At 63.5% G+C, this 18,681-nt stretch carries 15 protein-coding genes; 5 read left to right on the forward strand and 10 right to left on the reverse strand.

What is annotated here, in order from left to right:
* Positions 1-172 precede the first annotated feature (172 nt).
* Positions 173-1,219 (forward strand): porin, encoded by a 1,047-nt coding sequence (locus GXB81_RS05625; protein ID WP_205988614.1) that lies wholly within the window; start codon positions 173-175, stop codon positions 1,217-1,219.
* Between the two features lie 123 nt (positions 1,220-1,342).
* Here the strand turns inward: GXB81_RS05625 and GXB81_RS05630 are convergent, their stop codons facing one another.
* The 5 genes from GXB81_RS05630 to GXB81_RS05650 all read right to left on the reverse strand — a co-directional run bounded on the left by GXB81_RS05630 (position 1,343) and on the right by GXB81_RS05650 (position 5,647).
* Positions 1,343-1,777 carry a lysozyme inhibitor LprI family protein gene (locus GXB81_RS05630; protein WP_205988601.1) on the reverse strand — a complete coding sequence of 145 codons (435 nt, stop codon included), beginning with the start codon at positions 1,775-1,777 and terminating at the stop codon, positions 1,343-1,345.
* 465 nt (positions 1,778-2,242) lie between these two features.
* Entirely contained in the window at positions 2,243-2,851 is a 609-nt protein-coding gene (locus GXB81_RS05635) for a hypothetical protein (protein WP_205988602.1), read from the reverse strand.
* Between the two features lie 82 nt (positions 2,852-2,933).
* The gene (locus tag GXB81_RS05640) at positions 2,934-4,649 is read right to left on the reverse strand and encodes a long-chain fatty acid--CoA ligase (RefSeq protein WP_205988603.1); all 1,716 of its coding nucleotides are present in this window, start codon (positions 4,647-4,649) and stop codon (positions 2,934-2,936) included.
* Between the two features lie 14 nt (positions 4,650-4,663).
* Positions 4,664-4,804 carry a hypothetical protein gene (locus GXB81_RS05645; protein ID WP_205988604.1) on the reverse strand — a complete coding sequence of 47 codons (141 nt, stop codon included), beginning with the start codon at positions 4,802-4,804 and terminating at the stop codon, positions 4,664-4,666.
* A gap of 69 nt (positions 4,805-4,873) precedes the next feature.
* Positions 4,874-5,647 carry an SDR family oxidoreductase gene (locus GXB81_RS05650; protein WP_167049392.1) on the reverse strand — a complete coding sequence of 258 codons (774 nt, stop codon included), beginning with the start codon at positions 5,645-5,647 and terminating at the stop codon, positions 4,874-4,876.
* Between the two features lie 276 nt (positions 5,648-5,923).
* Here GXB81_RS05650 and GXB81_RS05655 point away from each other — a divergent pair, with 276 nt between their 5' ends.
* Positions 5,924-7,729 carry an acyl-CoA dehydrogenase gene (locus GXB81_RS05655; protein ID WP_205988605.1) on the forward strand — a complete coding sequence of 602 codons (1,806 nt, stop codon included), beginning with the start codon at positions 5,924-5,926 and terminating at the stop codon, positions 7,727-7,729.
* Between the two features lie 84 nt (positions 7,730-7,813).
* Here GXB81_RS05655 and GXB81_RS05660 read toward each other — a convergent pair whose 3' ends face one another.
* Positions 7,814-8,599, reverse strand: coding sequence for an IclR family transcriptional regulator (locus tag GXB81_RS05660; RefSeq protein WP_167049463.1), 786 nt, complete (start codon positions 8,597-8,599; stop codon positions 7,814-7,816).
* Positions 8,600-9,123: 524 nt separating this feature from the next.
* Here GXB81_RS05660 and GXB81_RS05665 point away from each other — a divergent pair.
* Positions 9,124-11,826: a hypothetical protein gene (locus GXB81_RS05665; RefSeq protein ID WP_205988606.1), complete on the forward strand. Its 2,703-nt coding sequence runs from the start codon at positions 9,124-9,126 to the stop codon at positions 11,824-11,826.
* Positions 11,827-11,982: 156 nt separating this feature from the next.
* Here the strand turns inward: GXB81_RS05665 and GXB81_RS05670 are convergent, their stop codons facing one another.
* Positions 11,983-12,552 (reverse strand): XRE family transcriptional regulator, encoded by a 570-nt coding sequence (locus GXB81_RS05670; protein ID WP_167049398.1) that lies wholly within the window; start codon positions 12,550-12,552, stop codon positions 11,983-11,985.
* A 402-nt stretch (positions 12,553-12,954) separates the two neighbouring features.
* Between GXB81_RS05670 and GXB81_RS05675 the strand changes: the two genes are divergently transcribed.
* Together GXB81_RS05675 and GXB81_RS05680 are read left to right on the forward strand one after the other, a co-directional pair.
* Positions 12,955-14,334 carry an LLM class flavin-dependent oxidoreductase gene (locus tag GXB81_RS05675; RefSeq protein WP_205988607.1) on the forward strand — a complete coding sequence of 460 codons (1,380 nt, stop codon included), beginning with the start codon at positions 12,955-12,957 and terminating at the stop codon, positions 14,332-14,334.
* 205 nt (positions 14,335-14,539) lie between these two features.
* A complete protein-coding gene (locus GXB81_RS05680; protein ID WP_167049402.1) occupies positions 14,540-15,082 on the forward strand; it encodes a flavin reductase in 543 nt (180 codons plus the stop codon).
* A gap of 198 nt (positions 15,083-15,280) precedes the next feature.
* On the opposite strand, the gene GXB81_RS05685 is transcribed toward GXB81_RS05680, so the two are convergent.
* The 3 genes from GXB81_RS05685 to GXB81_RS05695 all read right to left on the reverse strand — a co-directional run.
* Positions 15,281-16,429, reverse strand: a complete 1,149-nt coding sequence (locus tag GXB81_RS05685) for a DUF1501 domain-containing protein (protein WP_167049404.1) — start codon at positions 16,427-16,429, stop codon at positions 15,281-15,283.
* A 5-nt stretch (positions 16,430-16,434) separates the two neighbouring features.
* Entirely contained in the window at positions 16,435-18,084 is a 1,650-nt protein-coding gene (locus GXB81_RS05690) for a DUF1800 domain-containing protein (RefSeq protein ID WP_205988608.1), read from the reverse strand.
* 81 nt (positions 18,085-18,165) lie between these two features.
* On the reverse strand, positions 18,166-18,681 hold a 516-nt coding region (locus GXB81_RS05695; RefSeq protein ID WP_205988609.1), incomplete at its 5' end, for a periplasmic heavy metal sensor.

The following is an 18,681-nucleotide window of genomic DNA, read 5'->3' on the forward strand; positions in this document are numbered from 1 at the left end:
TAGCACGCTCTTCATGTTCCGTAATCCTGATGGATCGCAAGAGAGTTCTATTGCCGGTCGAAATCGCAGCGCGGCGCGGATTCATTTCATCGTTCATCCGAAAACGTAAAACAAGGAGACACGCAGCATGCCGGCAAGTCATCGCAACAGGATCGGAGTCGTTCTTGGATTGATGGGGGCGTGTGCGCTAGGTGCGGCCCCGAGCGCTCAGGCGCAAAGCAGTGTCACGCTCTACGGTATCGTCGACGCGTCGCTGCTCTATACCAGCAAGACACTCGACATGAATACCGGCCAGAGCGCCGGCCATCAGTATTCGTTCACCGACAGCGGCCTGTCCGGCTCGCGCTTCGGCCTGCGTGGCGCCGAAGATCTCGGCGGCGGCATGCGCGCGATCTTCCAGTTGGAAAGCGGCTTTAGCGTGGCCAATGGCTCGCTGAACAATTCGAACGGCAATCTGTTTGGACGTCAGGCGTGGATCGGCATCGACAGCCGCTTCGGTACAGTCAAGGCCGGCTTGCAGTTCTCGCCGTTCTTTCTGTCGGTGTACGACTTCGACCCGCGCGACATGGACTATTTCGGCAGCGGTCTCGTCACCTATCTGAACAACGTCTATGTGACGGGCCTGTTCAATCCCAACGGCATTTCCTACACGTCGCCGGAAATCGCGGGCTTGCAAGGCAGCGCGATGCTCGCGCTCGGCGGAACTGCCGGTGATTTTCAGGCAGGTCGCCAGTACTCGGCGAGCCTGCGCTATCACTTCGGCGGACTCACGATCGACGCCGCGCTCTACAGCGGCAACGCGGGCGGCAGCGCCGCGGCCATCGCGATTCCGAGTGCCGTCGAATTCAACGGCCGCGCGCTCGGTGCGCGCTACGTGTTCAACAGCCTGACCGTGATGGCTGCGTACACGCAGTACAAGGTGGCGGGCTCGTTCAACAATCGTGTCTATTCGGGCGGCGCGAGCTATCGCATCACGCCGGCATTGAATCTCGACGCGGGCATCTGGGTCACGCGCGATGCAAACGAATCGTCGAATAATTCGATTCTCGCTTCGACCGGACTTGAATATTCGTTATCCAAAGCGACGGTCACGTATGCACAGGTCGGCTTCGTGACCAATCACGGCGCCATGCACGCGGGGCTCTCGGTCAATAACGCACTCGATCTGCCCACGGGCACGACGGCCGGCGTGAGCCTCGGCATTCGCCATACGTTCTAGATGCGGACGGTGCGCCGTGCAGACGGCGCACTGTTGCATGTTGCTGTTGCGGTGGATGGTTTCGGGTAATGAGAGGGAACCGATGCGGGTTCCGGGCGGTAACAGCTCTCACTGATCGCCTGGCTACCTCAACGGCAAGTTGGCAACGGCATTGCGTAGCTGTTCGGCGCGTCGATTGTTGAGCACCGCCACGCAAGCCAGTCGCCCCATCTCATGCGCGTTACCTGCTCCGCCACCGCTTAACGAGGCTGAAAACTCACACTCGGTGTCGCGATACCTGGGAGACTCCCGGTCCGATGCGACCAGTTTAGCTTTTGCTACGTTAATGTACTTGCTGTCTTCATCCCATTGGGTGAGCGAGTGGCCCACGGCTTCCTCGGCTCGTTGCAGCGCTACCTGACTCTCCGCGACTTTTTGTGCAAGGCAATCCCGCATTCCGGCCTGTGAATAAGCGCTGCACAGATTTTCTTGAGTTTGAACGGTATCGTGAGGAGCGGCATGAGACAGTGCCGGCAAAGAGAGTGAGCAACTTAGGGCAATCAGCTTTAGTGTGTGCATATGGTTGCGTTTCCTTTTCGAGCCACGCTTAATGCATAGTCCAATTTTTTGCGTAACTTGGGTCTCGTTGCATCGAGTTGTAGCGCAGTGCGATTAATGTCGCAGATGACGGGCACCAGTCTACATGACACGCGAGCCGATCAAATGGAGATCGACAAGCCGGCGTTCGACACGTTCCTGACTCATCGTGTTGATGATAAGTGGATCACCTACTCTTGTCGAAATAGTTGTCGGCAACCCAACCATCTCCTTTAGGAGGACAATGAACAGCCGTATATTGGAAGACCTTTTCAACGACTACTCGCCCTGGATAACAAACGTCGCCAGGAGCAAGCCGAAAAATCTCCTCTTGCGTGTCCCCATCCGGAGATCGATAGACCGGCATTTCTTTCTGAACACGCCATGTTTCACCCGTATGGTTCTCACAACCGATGAGAGTCAGAAAGGCCGCGACGGCAAGCCTCTTCATCGCGCTCTCGGGTATTCAATTTTTCGGGCCACTCTTTTTGAGTGGTTCAACCCAGTCACGATATCGGCGGGGCTAATCATCTCGAACGCCGACCAACGGGGATCGTAAGCGACAATACCAACCGTACCCAGTACGTCGGCAACATTGCTTGAACAACTATTATCGAGAAAACTGTATTCGTGCGATTTTGGATCTAACGTGAAAATCCTAACTCTTCGCTCCAATTCAGTTTTGATTGTTTGTTTTTCGTCAGACGACACACGAATTACATAGCCGACGCTGTTGCGATACGAGTTCCGATAAAGATAGTCATTCCGGTCAGTGGTAAAGTATTTTTCGTGCGCCCGAGAATAAACTTTGTTATCGACAATAATTGCCACATGGCCAAACTGCGAGCCGTGGCTCAATAAGCGTGACTCGCTTACCACGACCTCCACCACATCTGATTGAACGGCGATCTCTTTGACCGAGGCGAGCGCGTCCTGCTGCACGTCGCGCGCACAAGCCGCATGCCGAGCGTCGTGCCGAGCCGCGCGAACTCGCGGCCGAAACCCGAGCCCGCGCCAGTGATGACCACAACCTTGTCCGCAAATTGGTTCACGCATCGCCCTGTTCGGATTGCTATCGATTACAGGATTGCCGAGTACGACATGCCGGCAATACCAAAGAACAGTTCGAGCCCATTCATTACGCCACGTCCCCTGCACTCGTTTGCGCATTGGCTTGAGCCGCCGTGCGCGCCTCGTCCTCTTCCTGCAACTTGCGCCACAGAATCTTGCCGCTGCCCGATTTCGGCAGCGATGCGACGAATTCGACGATACGCGGCGCCTTGTAGGCCGCCATCTGCCCGTGCGCCCAGTCGATGATCTCCTGCGCGCTGATCGTGCCCGCATGGGCCGCGTCGGGCACGACGAGCGCCTTGACCGTCTCGCCGCGCTTCTCGTCCTTCACACCGATCACGCACACTTCGTGAATCGCCGGATGCCGGTACATCAGCGCTTCGACCTCGGCCGGCCAAACCTTGTAGCCCGACGCGTTGATCATGCGTTTGAGCCGGTCGGTCATGAAGAAATAGCCGTCCTCGTCGATATGGCCGAGGTCGCCGGTACGCAGAAAACGCTTGCCGTCGAGTTCGACGAACGCCTCCGCGGTCGCCTTCGGATTGCGCCAGTAGCCCTGCATCACTTGCGGCGCGTTGACGACGATCTCGCCGGTCTCGCCTTGCGGCAACTCCTGCAGCGTAGCCGGATCGATCACGCGCGAATCGACGTCGAACACCGGAATACCGAGACATTGCGGCTTCGGACGATGCGGCGGATTGATATGCGTGCCGGCAATCGTCTCGGACATGCCGTAGCCCTCGACATAGTCGAGCCCGGTCAGCATCTTCAGCTTCTTCGCAATCGCGTCGGGCATTGCCGCGCCGCCGCCGCGCGTGCCGGACAGGCTCGAGAGATCGTAGTCGCCGAGCTGCGGATTCGAGAGAAAATCGACCATCATCGTCGAGATCGACTGCCAGGCGCTGATGCGATATTTCTGCATGCAGAGCGCAGCGGCATCGCGGTCCCAGCGCGACAGCACGACGATCGTCGCGCCCGCGAACACCACGCTGTTCATGCCGCCCTGCATGCCGGTCACGTGAAAGAACGGCAGCACCGACAGATGCACGCCATCGGCCGCCGACGAAAACCACACGCAGCCGCCGAGCAGCGTGCTCATCACGCTGCGATGCGTATGCATGCAGCCCTTCGGCCGGCCAGTGGTGCCCGACGTATACGGCATCACGCAGAGGTCGTCGGGGCCGGCCGTGAGCGGACCGGGCGCGATGTTTCTCGCGAGCACATCCGACCACGCGGTGACGCCGTCGCGATCGAACCTCCCGCGCGGCGCGGCAACGAACTCGGGTACCGCGACCGGCGACGGACGCTGCAGATAATCGCCATACGTCGCGACGATCACGTGTTCGAGCCCCTGCCCCGGCTGCTTGCCGATCAGCGGTTCGACGTGCCTGAAGAGACACTGCGGCACGATGATCGTGGCCGCGCCGCTATCCTCGACGTAATGGGCAAGCTCGTCGCCCATGTTCATCGGATTGACCGGCACCACGACCGCGTTCGCGCGCAGAATGCCGTAGTACGCGATGATCCACTGCGGACTGTTCTGCATATAGAGCAGCACGCGATCGCCGGCCTTTACGCGGCACTCGTGCTGCAAAAAGCCCGCGACGCGCTCGGCTTCGTCCTTGAACTGTGCGAACGTGACCGGCGTGCCGTAGTAAATGATGAAGGGCTTGTCGGGAAAACGCGCCGCCGATACTTCGGCGTTGTAGAAAAGATTGGTGTGCGGCAACGTCAGATGCCGCGGCACTTGCGGCGGCCAATGCGGGTAATGGCGTTCGTTCATACACGTCTCCGGTTTTATTCTTTCTGCGAACCCGACTCGCGCGCGGCGTCCACCTGCGCTTCGAAAACCGCTTCAGCCGGATAGACGTATTCGTCCATGAACGCGTTCAAACGCTTTTGCAGATCGCGGACCTTGTCCGGGTACTCGAAGTTCATGCAACGTCTCCATGTTGTTGCTCCCGCGAGAAGCTTCGCCCGCGCTGCCTGCCGCTACGCTGCCCCGAATCAGACGATGATCGAGCCGCCATCCACCGCGAGATACTGGCCCGTGACATGGCGCGACGCTTCGCTCGCGAGAAACACGACCGGGCCCTTCAGGTCCTCGTCACCGCCGAGGCGCTGCAACGGCGTGCGCGCGACGATCGAGTCTTCGAGCTGGTCGAGCAACCCGGCCGACATCTTCGACGGGAAAAAGCCCGGACAGATCGCGTTGACGTTGATGTTGTACTTGCCCCATTCCGCCGCGAGCGCGCGCGTGAAGTTGATCGCCGCGGCCTTCGAGGTGTTGTAGGCAATCGTGTTCATGCCCGGCGGCGAGCCCTTCAGGCCCGCGACCGATGCGACGTTGATGATCTTGCCCGCACGCTGCGGAATCATGCTGCGCTTGCCGACTTCGCGCGCGAGAAAGAACGGCGCGTTGACGTTCAGGTTCATGACCTTGTGCCACGCTTCGTCGGGATACGCTTCGGCGGGCGCGCCCCAGGTCGCCCCCGCGTTGTTGATGAGAATGTCGATGCGGCCATGCGCGCTCATCACTTCGTCGACGAGGGCCGGAATGCCTTCGAAGCGCTGCAGGTCGTTGACGATGGCCCTCGCCTCGATGCCGCGGCCTTGCAGATGTTCTCGCGCCTCGGCGAGTTCCTCGGCCTTGCGCGCGGTGATCGCGACACGGCAGCCCATCTCGCCGAGCGCCTCGGCCATTTGCAGACCGAGTCCGCGCGAGCCGCCGGTAATCAATGCCACCTTGCCATCGAGTTGAAACAGGTCTTTCACCGACATCGCGACACTCCTTCAGTTGTTCTGCAATGCAGATTGCTATTCCATAATTTCCCGACCATCATACGTGTCGAAATTCACCGTGTAAATAAAAGCACGATCATTCTTTTTCGTTATAAACTGACTCGCATTGCCGCCGCGTGGTTCCTCGGGACTTACCCGCATACCGCGTTCTTCAAACGATCCAGGCCGCATCGGTCGCGCTGTGCGCTCGCGTGTTTTGCGCCGCGCTTCGTAACCGTTCCGCATAGCGGCTTACCTCAGGATGGGTTTTCAGCAATGCAAGACGCGCAAATCATCAACACGCAGGATCTGGATTTCCAGCTGTTCGAAGTGCTCGAAGCCGGGACGCTGACGCGGCGCGCCCGCCATGCGGACCACAGCCGCGAGACCTTCAATGCCGCGCTCGACACCGCGCATGCGGTAGCCGTCGAAAAATTCGCGCCGCACAACCGGCTTTCCGACGAGCACGAACCGCAGTTCGACGGCCAACGCGTGACGCTGCCCGGCGCAGTAAAAGATGCGCTCGACGCCTTGCGCGGCACCGGCTTTCTCGCCGCAAGCAAAGACTACGAACTGGGCGGCATGCAACTGCCGGCGACGATTTCGTTTGCGTGCCTGTCGCTGTTCAAGAGCGCCAACATCGCGACCTCGTCGTACGCCATGCTGACGAGCGCGAATGCGAACGTGATCGAACGCTTCGGCTCGGCACAGCAAAAGCGCAAGTACCTGCGCGCGCTGCTCGAAGGCCGCGCGTTCGGCACGATGGCGCTGACCGAGCCGCAGGCCGGTTCGAGCCTGTCCGATCTCGCCACCACCGCGACGCCGAATGCGAACGGCACGTGGTCGATTCGCGGCAACAAGATTTTCATTTCGGGCGGCGATCACGCGCTGAGCGAGAACATCGTGCATCTCGTGCTGGCGCGTATTGCGGGCGGGCCGCCCGGCGTCAAGGGCATTTCGCTGTTCACAGTGCCGAAGTTTCGCGTCAACGACGACGGCAGTCTCGGCGAGCGCAACGACGTCGCGCTCGCGGGCCTGATTCACAAGATGGGCTGGCGCGGCACGACCTCGACGATGCTGTCGTTCGGCGAGCATGGCGAATGCATCGGCGAGCTGGTCGGCGAGCCGCATCACGGGCTCGTGTATATGTTCCATATGATGAACGAGGCGCGCATCGGCGTCGGCCTCGGCGCCGTGATGCTCGGCTATCGCGGCTATCTCGCGTCGCTCGACTATGCGCGCGAGCGGCCGCAAGGACGTCATCCGACCAACAAGAATCCGCTCGATCCGCCATTGCCGCTGATCGAACACGCGGACGTGCGGCGCATGCTGCTTGCGCAAAAGGCCTATGTGGAAGGTGCGTATGCGCTATGCCTGTACGCGGCGCGTCTCGTCGACGAACAGAACACCGGCGAGAGCGACACCGCGCGCGCCGAAGCGGCACTGCTGCTCGACCTGCTGACGCCGGTCGTGAAGTCGTGGCCGTCGCAATGGTGTCTCGAAGCGAACAGCCTCGCGATCCAGATTCATGGCGGCTACGGCTATACGCGCGAGTATCCGGTCGAGCAGTTCTATCGCGACAATCGCCTGAACATGATTCACGAGGGCACGCACGGCATTCAGGCGATCGACCTGCTCGGCCGCAAGGTCACGATGAAACAGGGCGCCGCGCTAAAGCTCTTCGCGCGCGAGTTGCAACGCACGATCGACGCAGCGAGCGAGCATGCGCCGCTACACGCATACGCCGAAGCGCTCAACGACGCGTGGCACGCGCTGAGCGGCACGCTCGATGCTCTGCTGCCCGCGCTCGCGAGCGAAACCGACCGTGCGCTTGCGAACGCCAATGCATTCCTCGAAGCATTCGGCCATATCGTGCTGGCGTGGACGTGGCTCAGGCAGGCGCTCGTCGCGCATGCCGCGTTGCCGAAGGCCAACGACGCGGCGGATCAGGACTTCTATCGCGGCAAGCTGCATGCGTGCCGGTGGTTCTTCCGGTGGGAATTGCCGCGCGTGACGGCAATGCTGGCACCGCTGCGCGATCTCGACGACACGACGTTCAGCATGTCGCCGCGGTGGTTCTAAACGCCCTGCGCTCACACTAAACGCTGAACACTGAACCCCAAACGCTCGACGCCGCTCGAAACCAAAACCGGAACGCGCCGCCGCTCAATGCGACAGTGCGATTTCGAGCTGCGTTACCACGTCGATCAGACGCGGCCTGACCTGTTCGAGCAGAAATTCTTTCGAGAGCTTGAAGGCCGGGCCGCCGACGTTGATCGCCATGGTCGGCAACTCGCCGCCCGGCTGGAACGCGCGCGCAATGCCGTTGACGTCCTTCTGCCAGTCGCCGAACGAAGTCGTCACGCCGAGCGTGCGGTAATCGTCGAGCGCCTTCTCGATGCCGCGCCGCGTCTTCGGCCATGCGACGTGATCGAGTTCGCGCACCTGTTCCATGAAACTGAGGCGGTCGTGCTCGGGAATCGCCGCGAGCCACGCGCGCCCTATCGCCGAGGTCGCGACCGGAATACGCGAACCGACTTCGAGCGTCAGCGTGAGCGCGACCGAGCCGCGGCAATTTTCGACGTAGATCATCGAGAGCCGGTCGCGCGTGCCGAGCGAAACGGTCGCACCGGACACGTCGGCGAGTTCCTGCATGATGGGCCGCGCGATCTTGCGCACGTCGAGACGCGCGAGCATCGCACTGCCGAGCGCGAGCGATGCCGTGCCGAGCCGGTACTTGCCGCTCTCCTTCAGATGGATCAGATAGCCGAGCAGCGTGAGCGTATGGGTCAGGCGCGAGACCGTCGACTTCGGCAGCCTGCAGCGCTGCGCCAGTTCCTGATTGCTGAGCGACCGGTCGCCGGAGCGGAAACACGCAAGCACTTCGAGCCCGCGCGCGAGTGCCGTGACGAAGTGCCGGTCGTCCTTGTGCGCTTCGTGCGCGGTACGCATCGCAAGCGTGGCCGGTGCCTTCGCCGATGCCGCATCGCCGATGCCGGGGTTATCGGTGGGACGATCGTCCGGGTTGTGGTCGATTTTGCTCAAGAGGAACGAGGCTCCCGCGAAGCGGCTGCATGAGGCATGAACCGTGGGATGGATCGAAGGGCTGATCCGGGATGCGGAATTATAGTCCAGCAAACAGGCCGGGCGGCACCGGGGTCCGGCCTACGGAGATGCGCGCGCGAACCGCGCTCGATAGGCGGCATGCCCTTTTCAGCGGCATCGCTTTTCGGAATTCTCCAATTCATACCGCGACCTTGCTCGTGAAGAATGGCCGCGCGAGGCGACGTTCGGGTTGGCCCGCTTCTCTCGCTGATGGAATCACGGCTCATGCCTCGCGACGCGCTTCTTCGTTCCCGTTTTCCCACCCATCGCGCTCGACCTATGACTCGCCCATTCACGCGTATTGCGCTGCTGATCGGGATCAGCGCCGGGCTTTACCTGAGCCTGTTCGACCCTACTCCGCATGGACGCGAGTGCCGGATATCCGCGCCGCCCGATGGGGCGTATATGCGCCGAGCTTTGTCTGTTGCGATGGGTTCCGGCTCGTAGCGAAAGCCCGCAATATGCTGGCCGGCTCTTCGATGCGAAAAGCGGCAAGCTGCTGGCACAGCGCACTTTCAGTACGTCGGTTCCCGATCTTTTCTGGTCGACGGGCGTGCGATATTCTCTCGCGCCTTATTCGCCGCCCCGCACTCTGCCGCCATCCGTCGAATTTTCGCGGGGCGATGGCAGCGACGGGAATTCAAGCATTTCGCTACCGCCATCGATACGGGACCGGTTGCTCGCCGCGCGTCCGCGTCTGTAGCGATCCAATCCGGCTATCCGGACCGCTCGACAACGCCGCATGCCCCTCAGCAGATCAGCACTGCTTCGCATTCGAAGGCAATCTCTTCGTGTTTCGTCGCTTGCGCTCGACCATTTGCCACATCATCAAACTTTACTTTTCCGTGCTCGCCGGGCACATCGGCGAAACCAGGCTGCCCGGCGAGAACAAGACGAGCGCATCGAACGTTAAGGCAAGGCTGATATCTATGTCCAAGGTTTCCAGCAGCAACTCCACCCCCGTCGCCACTGTCGTTGATTTGCCAGCGGATGACCGTCCTTCCGCACACTCGACGAAGCAACCCTCCACGCGCACTCCGACCACGAATCAGGGTTCCCGATTCGAGGGTCTGCAAAAACGAGCATCCGTCAAAGGCGCAGCGACCCATGAAAGCACAGCGACCGGTGTCGCCGACAGCACGTCGCCGGCCCGCGCGAGGTGGCATAAGGGCTTTCAGGTAATACAGGCACGCAGGCAACGAACACAAGAGTTGTTGGAGATCCTTCGCGAAGGCGTCCCTGGCCTGCTTGAGCAGCACCAGGCGGCAAAAGCCGATTACCTCAAGCAGGCCGCGGCGCTGATGTCAAAAGGCGAGTATCCATTGCCGACGGCTTTCTCCGGGACCGTGACCCGCGATACAGCGGGTCAGATGCGCTGTACCGACAAAGCCGTCGAAGCGATTTTGCGCTTCGTGCAGGCCAGGCACTCCGCACAATTCGATGAGCTGCGATTGCCTGCGGCCGGTTGCCGACTGGGCCTTCCGCTGGACGCCGCCATTTTTGCCAGGACAGCCGCATTCGAGCACGGTTGCAAGGTGCACGGGCTGACGATGGAAGACGGCGAACAAGTCGACGCCGATATCAATCTGACGGCTTATGCGACCCGCCAGGCCATCAGGAAAGGCGTGCAGGGCTTCGGCGCCGACGCGCGCCTGAATCCGGCCACCTCAGAAGCGTCGGACGAGGCGGCCCGCTCCGGCGAGGCCATCGCGGCGTCGCACGACGGTGGAGAATCCCCGGGAGATCTGCCGCTTGCTACCCTGGACGGGAATCGGGCGTCGGCTGACACCGCACCGGCAGAGGGCCCCCATCCATTCAAGTTCCTGCAGGACATCCGTTACGAGGTCGAATCCGATCACGCGCCCTTGAAGAAACTGGTCGAACACTGCCTGAACGAAGCGGACCCGGCGACGCTCGAATTGCGTGGGCGCCTCGGGGCTCAATCGATCAACTCGGTCATCAACCAGAAGGCATTCACCAAGGAAATCGGCATCGCCATGTTTGCCAGCCTGGCGATGAGCGGCGGCCTTACCTATGCGCTCGACGCCGTGGCGTGGAAGGCACTGGTGGCCGTTGCGGCCCGCGCGTACGGAGAGACGCATCCGGTCACGCAATTCGTCGACGTGTTGACGAACTCGGTCACGCCGCTGGTCACGGAGACGGTCGACTCGCTCATCGTCAAACGACTGCTCGGCACGTTTCAGGGCGAACCGCTCCTGCCGGAGTCCGTCGAGAAATTGCTCGACGACCTCAAGGATTCGGCGGGCGCGGGAAGCATTGCGGCGGTGGGGTCCATTCCGAACAACGCGGCCGCGCTGAACAGTTCGATCGCCATGTTGCCCGTTCAGGCGTTGACGAACCAGGTGGCAGCATCCACTTCCGGTGCCATGGTGCCGCTCGAAATTGCCAACGCACACGATGAGATGGCGGCTGGCGTGACGCAAAAGATGAACGAGGGCTTTTTCCCCGCCCCGGCAGCGAACCATACCGAGGCGGCGAGCACGCCGGAAGCGAAGGCCGCGCTACGGACTCAGATCAAGTCCGATACGAAGTCCGCGCTGGAAGCGGCGCCCGGCTGGGGGATGGCGGTGAACTCGATGGGCATCGGCTCCGTGCTGAGTTTCGCGGCCGGCTTCCTGCCGGTCGACATTCCGGCCCGTCTGGGACTGGTCAGCGATTCCGTGCAGAAAATCGCCTCGATCATGCTCAATACGCCGACGGAGATCCTGAGTCTCGGTACCAACATATTGACTGCCAATCATCTGGGAATGGGGAAATGGATGACGACCGATACCGAGAAAAACCGCCAGATGATTAGCCTGATCGTCGACAAGGCAATCCAGCGCATCAAAAGCGATGACCCTGGCCGCAGCATCGAAATTACCGAAGACGAATTGCGGGCGATCGAGCATCCCAGACTGGCGCTTACCCAGCCCGCCGGGAGAAAGATTGTCGACGCGATCAATAACACCACCGACTTTCTGGCCAAGGGATGGGCGAGCATGCTGGGGCAGCCGAAACCGGTCAAGCAGAGCGAAACGGTCAGCCTGGACAGTGTGCGAATGGATGCATGACGTTGCTTTCGCAACGCCCGTTGCCGCCATCCGTCGAATTTTCGCGAGACGATGGCGGCAACGGGAATTCAGGTATTTCGCTGGCGTCGTCGAGATGGCGCCAGCGGCTCGCCGCACAGCCGCCTCTATGGCTTCCCGATCCGTTGCCCAGACCGCTCAGCGCCGCACGAGCCCCACCACATAGCGGCACGTCTCGTCGCCGGCATTGAAGAACTCGCACTCCACCGGCGCGCCCAGTTGCAGGCAATCGCCCGCTTCGAGCCGGTATGTCTGCGAACCCTCGCGAAACGTCAGCACGCCTTGCGTCACCCAGATCTGCTGATGCTGGAACACGAACGCATCCGATGGATAAGGCACGCGCACGCCTGCCGGCAATTCGATCTCGAGCAATTCGAGCACGCCGCCGGTGGGCGGCGAAACGCGCCGCCGCGTATAGCCGGTTTCGGGGTCTTGCCAGAGCGCCTGATCGGCATGGCGCACGAGCCGCTCGCCGGTCTGCTCGGCGAGTGCGAGCAAGGTCGACAGGGTCAAACCAAACGCGCCCGACAGCCGCCCGAGCACGGTCGCCGTGGGGCTCGCCTCGCCGCGCTCGATCTTGCTGATCATCGCCTTCGACACGCCCGAGCGCTCCGCCAGTTCGCTAAGCGACCAGTTGCGCGCCTCGCGCTCGGTCTTTACGCGCGCGGAAATCGCCTGAGTCAGATCGATGGCGGAAGATTCGGACATGGCAGGGTCGTCGCGGCAAAGTGAGTTCCGCAAAATTATATCGATGCGTAGGTGCGACCGGCAGGCGCTGACAGCCATCCTCCCTGAGCGCACCACGAGAAGCCGGCCAGCGGGCGGCCCGCTGACTCGACCGGGCAGGCACGGCGTCGGGCGAGCCACACTCTCGGCACGACACCACGCCCCTCTCAATGCGATATCGACATCGCGCGGCAAGCCTGCAACATCGCCGCGCGGAATGTCTTGCATAGTATTTTTTCGTCCACTATATTCAACGAACGGATACCGTTAAACACGATTCGAAGCCCTGCGCCGATCCGGCACAGCCCCGCGGAACCATCGACGCGTCGAACCCCGCTCGAACCGTTGCCCGCCTTCGTCCACCTCTGCCAGCCGGAACACGCCATGCTGAAGGAAATCGTTCTCAACGCGTTTGACATGAACTGCGTCGGCCACATCCAGCAAGGGCTGTGGACCCATCCGCGCGATCAGTCCGCGCGCTATACGGACCTGCAATACTGGACCGACTACGCGCGCAAGCTCGAAGCGGGCCTGTTCGACGGCATCTTTTTCGCGGACGTGGCGGGCGTCTACGACGTCTACGGCGGCAATCCCGACGCGGCGATCCGCGGCGCGGTACAGGTGCCCGTCAACGATCCGACGCTGCTGATTCCGGCCATGGCCGCCGTCACGCGGCATCTGTCGTTCGGCGTCACGTCGAATCTGTCGGTCGAGCAGCCCTATCTGTTCGCGCGCCGCATGTCGACGCTCGATCATCTGACGCGCGGCCGGGTCGGCTGGAACATCGTGACCGGCTATCTCGACAGCGCCTCGCGCGCGATCGGCCTGACCGGCCAGATGGCGCACGACGACCGCTACGATCTCGCCGACGAATACATGGAGCTCGTCTACAAGCTCTGGGAGTGCAGTTGGGAAGACGACGCCGTGCTGCGCGACAAGGCGCGCGGCGTCTATGCGAACGCCTCGAAGGTCCACGTGATCCATCACCACGGCAAGCAGTATCGCGTCGATGCGATGCATCTCGCCGAGCCGTCGCCGCAACGCACGCCGGTGCTGTATCAGGCGGGCTCGTCGGCGCGCGGCAAGCAGTTCGCGGCGGCGCACGCGGAATGCGTGTTCGTCAACGGCCAGGCGAAGCCGGCGGTCAAGGCGATCGTCGACGACATTCGCGCGCACGCGGTCGCGGGCGGCCGCCGCGCCGACGACATCAAGGTGCTGCTCGGCCAGACCGTGATCGCGGGCCGCACCGATCGCGAGGCCGAGGAGAAGTACGCGGAGTACCGGCGCTACGTGAGTTCCGAGGCCGCGCTCGCGCATGCGGCCGCATCGCTCGGCATCGACTTCGCGCGCTACGACCTCGACGAGCCGATCGAAACGGGCAAGAGCCAGGCGATCGTCTCGAACGTCGAGGCGATGACGCGCGCGGCCGGCCCGCAATGGACCAAGCGCAAACTGCTCGAACAGATGGTGCTCGGCAGCCGCCAGCCGCCGCTCGTCGGCTCGGCGGAGAAGATCGCCAGCGAGCTGATTGCATGGACCGAGGAAACCGGCGTGGACGGTTTCAACCTGTCGCGCACCGTCGTGCCCGAATGCTTCGACGATTTCATCGAGCTGGTCGTGCCGCTGTTGCAGGAGCGCGGCGCCTACAAGCGCGCGTATCGCGACGGCACGTTGCGCGACAAGCTGTTCGGGCATGCGCGTCTGCCGGAGCGCCATACGGCGGCGCGGTTTCGTTCGCCGGCATGCGCGGCGGCGCCGGCATGACGATGCGCGAAGCTGACACCGGGATGCGGGCGGGGCCGCGAAGTTTGTGGTTTGTGGCGACGGAGTTGGCATCGGTGCCAGTGTCGCGCAAGCCGAACGCATGAGGCGCGCGACTCGCAGCACGCCTACCGTCGGCATGAACCGCACCACCCGCACCGCCAGCGGCACATCCCGTGCAGCTACAGAATTTTCAGAAGAGGCACCCATGCTTGACAAGAGCACGTTCCGCGACGCCATGGCCGGTCTTGGCGCGGCCGTCAACATCATCACGAGCGACGGCGCGGCCGGCCTCGCGGGCTGCACCGCCTCGGCCGTCTGCGGCGTGACCGACGAGCCGCCTACCCTGCTCGTCTGCATCAATCGCGGCAGCCGCAACAATGCGGCGTTTCGCGAGAACGGCAGGCTCTGCGTGAACGTGCTGAGCGCGGAACACCAGGCGCTCGCGGCGCACTTCGCGACGAGCGCGCTCGCCATCGGAGAACGCTTCGCCGCCGCGCAATGGGAACACCTCGCGACCGGCGCGCCGGTGTTGCGGGACGCGCTCGCGTCGCTCGACTGCGAGATCGAATCGATCACCGAAGTCGGCACGCACACGGTGTTCTTCTGCGCGGTGAAGGCCGCGCACACACGGGCCGACGGCGATGCGCTGATCTACTACGGCCGCCGTTATCATCGCGTGGGCGAGCGGTCGGTGCATGCATCGCATGCGGTGGCCGCGAGTGCGTGTGCCGCGAGACCGGCACGCTGATTTATTTTTCGCGGGGCGAAGCAAGCCCATTGTGACTGGATGCTCGCGGTTGCGATCGACATGCCAAGCCATTCGTTCGTTGCGGGTTCATTGCAGAGCCGGCACGCAGGATATTCCGGACGACTTGATTTCTGGCCGGATAAGCACAGCGACTCCTGCCGGTATTGCATCAAGCACCCAACATCCAGCATTAATGCATCAGGCCCGCACCACGCCGCTCACCGGCCGCGCCGCAACCGTGCGCCCGAACAGCGCGGCCGCGGTGCGCTGCGCATCGAGCCCAAGACTCTCGCTCGCCGCGCCGGCAATCAACGCATCGAGCGACGCGGTCGGCTTCAGATCGCGCGCCTCGTACAACTGATGCGGCGCGAGCCCCGGCCAGTCCGCGATCACGCGGCCGCCTTCCACCGAACCGCCCAGCAGCATCGCGACCGAGCCCGTGCCGTGATCGGTGCCGCCGGTGCCGTTCGCGGCGGCGGTCCGGCCGAATTCGGTCGCGACCAGCACCGTGGTCTTGCTCCATGACGGCCCCATGCCATCGCGCAGCGCGGCAAGCATCGTATCGAGCGCTTTCAACTGATTCGCGAGGCGCGCGTTCTGCGCGCTATGCGTGTCCCAGCCGCCGGTTTCGATCATCGCGATGCGCGGACCGTCGTCGCGCGACAGAAAACTCGCCGCGAGCTTGCCGAGGCTCGCGGGGTCCTGACGCGCGCCCGCGTCGCCGGCAAGACCGCGCGCGGCCATTGCCGACTCCCAGAGTGGGCGCAACTGCGCATCCTGCTCGTAGAGTTGCGAGACGCGCATGAGCAGATCGTCGGGCGCCTGCGGCAGCGCCGACGGCGCATAGGACGTGACCGCCGCCGCGCCGCGCAATGCCATCGGCACGGTCGGCGCGAACGCGATCGCGGTTTCGCGCGTCGCCGGCAATTGCGCGGCGAGCCGGTTGAGCCAGCCGTCCTTCACCTGATACGGCGACGTGCCGCCGGTTTCGAGCACGTTCTGTCCGTCGAAATGCGAGCGGTCGCGATACGGCGAGGCCACCGCGTGCACGAACAGCGCCTCGCGGTCCGCGTACATTTTCGCCACCTGCGCGAGCGCCGGATGCAGCGCGAAGGTGCCGTCCAGACGCGGCGCATTCGACGTGTCGATCGCGAGCGCGCCGCGCAACGTCGCGTAGGCAGGCTCGGCGTACGGCACGACGATGTTCAGGCCGTCGGCCGCGCCGCGCTGGATCACGAACACGAAACGGCGCTCGGTCGCGACGTGCGCGAACGCGATATGCGGCGAGACGAGCATCGCGCCGGCACCGGCAGCGGCGACACCGAGAAACTGGCGGCGTGACAGCATGGCATTCATCTCCGTTGGAAATCGGGCGACACGAGCAACAGCGCGATCGCCGTCGATGCGCTTTCGGCGCGCGATACGGCCGTGGCCGTCGGCTCGCTGAGCGTGCCGGCCAGCAGCGTCTGTCCGAGCGCGCGCGCATCGAGCCGGTCGCCCACGCGCGCCGCGAAACGTTGCGCGACTTCGACGCGGCGCACGAGCGCATCGGGCGCGGCCCAGCTTGCGGCGATATCGTCGTAGCCCGCGGGTGAACCGGGGCGCCACACGGGTTGGCCGAGCTGCGTGAAAATCGGCGCGCTCTGCTGATTGCCGAGGTTCTGCCAGCCGAGTCCGCGCATCGACGAAATGGCCCACTCCCACGGCGTCTTGAACTTCACCGCCTGCGGCGCCCAGGCCTCGGGCGTCTCGATCAGCGCGTGATAGACGCTTGGCAGATCGCCGCCGCTGCGCTCGAACGCGTCGGCAAGACGCTCGCTGACGCCGGACGGCGGATTGTCGGCGACGAAATGGCGGGCGAGCTTCATGCCGATATGCTTTGCGGTGGCCGGCGAATTCGCGAGGTCGTGCAGGATCGCGAGTGCCTGCTGCTCGCCTGGCTCGTCGTAGCGGCGGCCCATGATCGTGCGCGTGCCGGGCTCGTGCAGCGCCGGACGAAACACGAAGCTGCCGGGTTCGGCGATCTGCGCGAGCACGCGGCGGCCAGCATCGATATTGCCCGCGATATTCGCGCCCGCTTTGGGCGGATTGCCGGCGAGGCTCCAGCCGGTCAGCGCGCGGGCGAACTCGGTCACGTCGTCCTGGCTGTAGCCGCTGCGCACGCCGAGCGTATGCAGTTCCATGACCTCGCGCGCGAGATTCTCGTTGAGTCCGCGCCGGTTTTCCGGGTTGCGTTGCGCGGCGCGCAGCGCGGCCGTGCTGTCCGGTCCGACCGAGCGGGTCTGGTCGAGAAACAGTTGCATCGCCGGATGACGCTCGACGGCTACCAGCATGTCCTCGAAACGGCCGAGCACATGCGGGCGGATCGCTTCCGCCTCGAACGAACCGGCCAGCACGGCGACACCGGGCTTTTCCGTCGATACCGCGAAGTGGTTCGCCCAGAAATGCACGAGCCGTTCGACGAAGGGCGTCGGCGTGGTCAATGCGCTCGCCACGCGCGCATTCACGGATGAGCGGTACAGGTCGAGTATTTCGACGCGCAGTGCCTTGCGTTCGGCTTCTTTCACGGTCTGGGCACGGGTGGTTTGGGCTGCGCTCTGGCTAGCGGCTGGGGCCATGGCCTGATTCGTGGCCTGGTTCGTTGGCGCGCGATAGCCTGCGTTGCTGCCGCCGGCATTGGCCGCACGCCTGTTCGCGTTATCGATTGCCTCAGTGCCCGCGCGGTTGCCTGCAAAATCGCCAGCATAACCGGCGCCAGAGGTCCCCTCGCCCGCGTCGCGCCTGGCCGGCTGATTGATCCGCATGCGCAGTTGCACGAGTTCCGCCGACAGCGCCAACGAATCGGGCTGGCTCGCCCACGCAGTAGGTCTCGGCTGATACTGCTCGAACTGGGCGAGCAGCCAGCCTTTCGGATCGGCGGGCGGCGTGTCGTCGGCACGCGCGCCGAGACCGAAGCGGTTCAGCGCGAGCGCCGCGGCATTGAGGTTCGGTGAGTTGGCCATGCGATCCTCGTCGGCATTGGATGGCTTTGCATGTCCGTTAAACGCTCGAAGCGCCGCAATCCGTCGCGGCCATCCGCGTTTTTAGTCGTCCGATGCAGCGTCGGCCGGCGCGGGATTGGCCGGCACACTCGCCGGCGAGTTCGCCTGATGCTGCGCATTCGCCTGCTGTTTCGCGTTCGGCGCAGGCTGCGCTCCGCGCCACTCGCCACGCCACCTGAGGCTATCGGCGAACTCGATCCGCTCCGTGGGCGACAGCGTCTCCGCGAAATCCGCGACGCTCGCTTCCACCATCGCGCGCAGTTTGCTGTCGGCCGCGCGCGTACGCGCGAGCGCGGCATCGAGCGCCGCGCGATCGAACTGCGGCTCGGCCAGCAGACGCAGCACCTCGCGACGCCCCTCGCGGCCCTCGCGCGCATAAGGCCGCCCTTCGCGGCGCGCGTTTTGCAGTCCTTCGATAAAGGCCCGCTGCTGTTCTGCCGACAGCGGCTCGGCGGCAAAACGCAGCGCCGCGCGCTGCTGCGCGGCCGCCGGCCGCTTGACGCCTGGCCTCGCGAACCATTGATACGCGCCGCCCGCAATTGCTCCCGTGGATCGGGA

The organism is Paraburkholderia sp. Ac-20336 (assembly GCF_017105025.1).
In the GTDB taxonomy this organism is placed as follows: Bacteria; Pseudomonadota; Gammaproteobacteria; order Burkholderiales; family Burkholderiaceae; genus Paraburkholderia.

Bases quoted from the DNA above. Each gene is read 5' to 3' on its own strand.
- GXB81_RS05625 (WP_205988614.1), top strand. From the start codon at position 173: ATGGGGGCGTGTGCGCTAGGTGCGGCCCCGAGCGCTCAGGCGCAAAGC.
- GXB81_RS05630 (WP_205988601.1), bottom strand. From the start codon at position 1,777: ATGCACACACTAAAGCTGATTGCCCTAAGTTGCTCACTCTCTTTGCCG.
- GXB81_RS05635 (WP_205988602.1), bottom strand. From the start codon at position 2,851: ATGCGTGAACCAATTTGCGGACAAGGTTGTGGTCATCACTGGCGCGGG.
- GXB81_RS05640 (WP_205988603.1), bottom strand. From the start codon at position 4,649: ATGAACGAACGCCATTACCCGCATTGGCCGCCGCAAGTGCCGCGGCAT.
- GXB81_RS05645 (WP_205988604.1), bottom strand. From the start codon at position 4,804: ATGAACTTCGAGTACCCGGACAAGGTCCGCGATCTGCAAAAGCGTTTG.
- GXB81_RS05650 (WP_167049392.1), bottom strand. From the start codon at position 5,647: ATGTCGGTGAAAGACCTGTTTCAACTCGATGGCAAGGTGGCATTGATT.
- GXB81_RS05655 (WP_205988605.1), top strand. From the start codon at position 5,924: ATGCAAGACGCGCAAATCATCAACACGCAGGATCTGGATTTCCAGCTG.
- GXB81_RS05660 (WP_167049463.1), bottom strand. From the start codon at position 8,599: ATGCGTACCGCGCACGAAGCGCACAAGGACGACCGGCACTTCGTCACG.
- GXB81_RS05670 (WP_167049398.1), bottom strand. From the start codon at position 12,552: ATGTCCGAATCTTCCGCCATCGATCTGACTCAGGCGATTTCCGCGCGC.
- GXB81_RS05675 (WP_205988607.1), top strand. From the start codon at position 12,955: ATGCTGAAGGAAATCGTTCTCAACGCGTTTGACATGAACTGCGTCGGC.
- GXB81_RS05680 (WP_167049402.1), top strand. From the start codon at position 14,540: ATGCTTGACAAGAGCACGTTCCGCGACGCCATGGCCGGTCTTGGCGCG.
- GXB81_RS05685 (WP_167049404.1), bottom strand. From the start codon at position 16,429: ATGCTGTCACGCCGCCAGTTTCTCGGTGTCGCCGCTGCCGGTGCCGGC.
- GXB81_RS05690 (WP_205988608.1), bottom strand. From the start codon at position 18,084: ATGGCCAACTCACCGAACCTCAATGCCGCGGCGCTCGCGCTGAACCGC.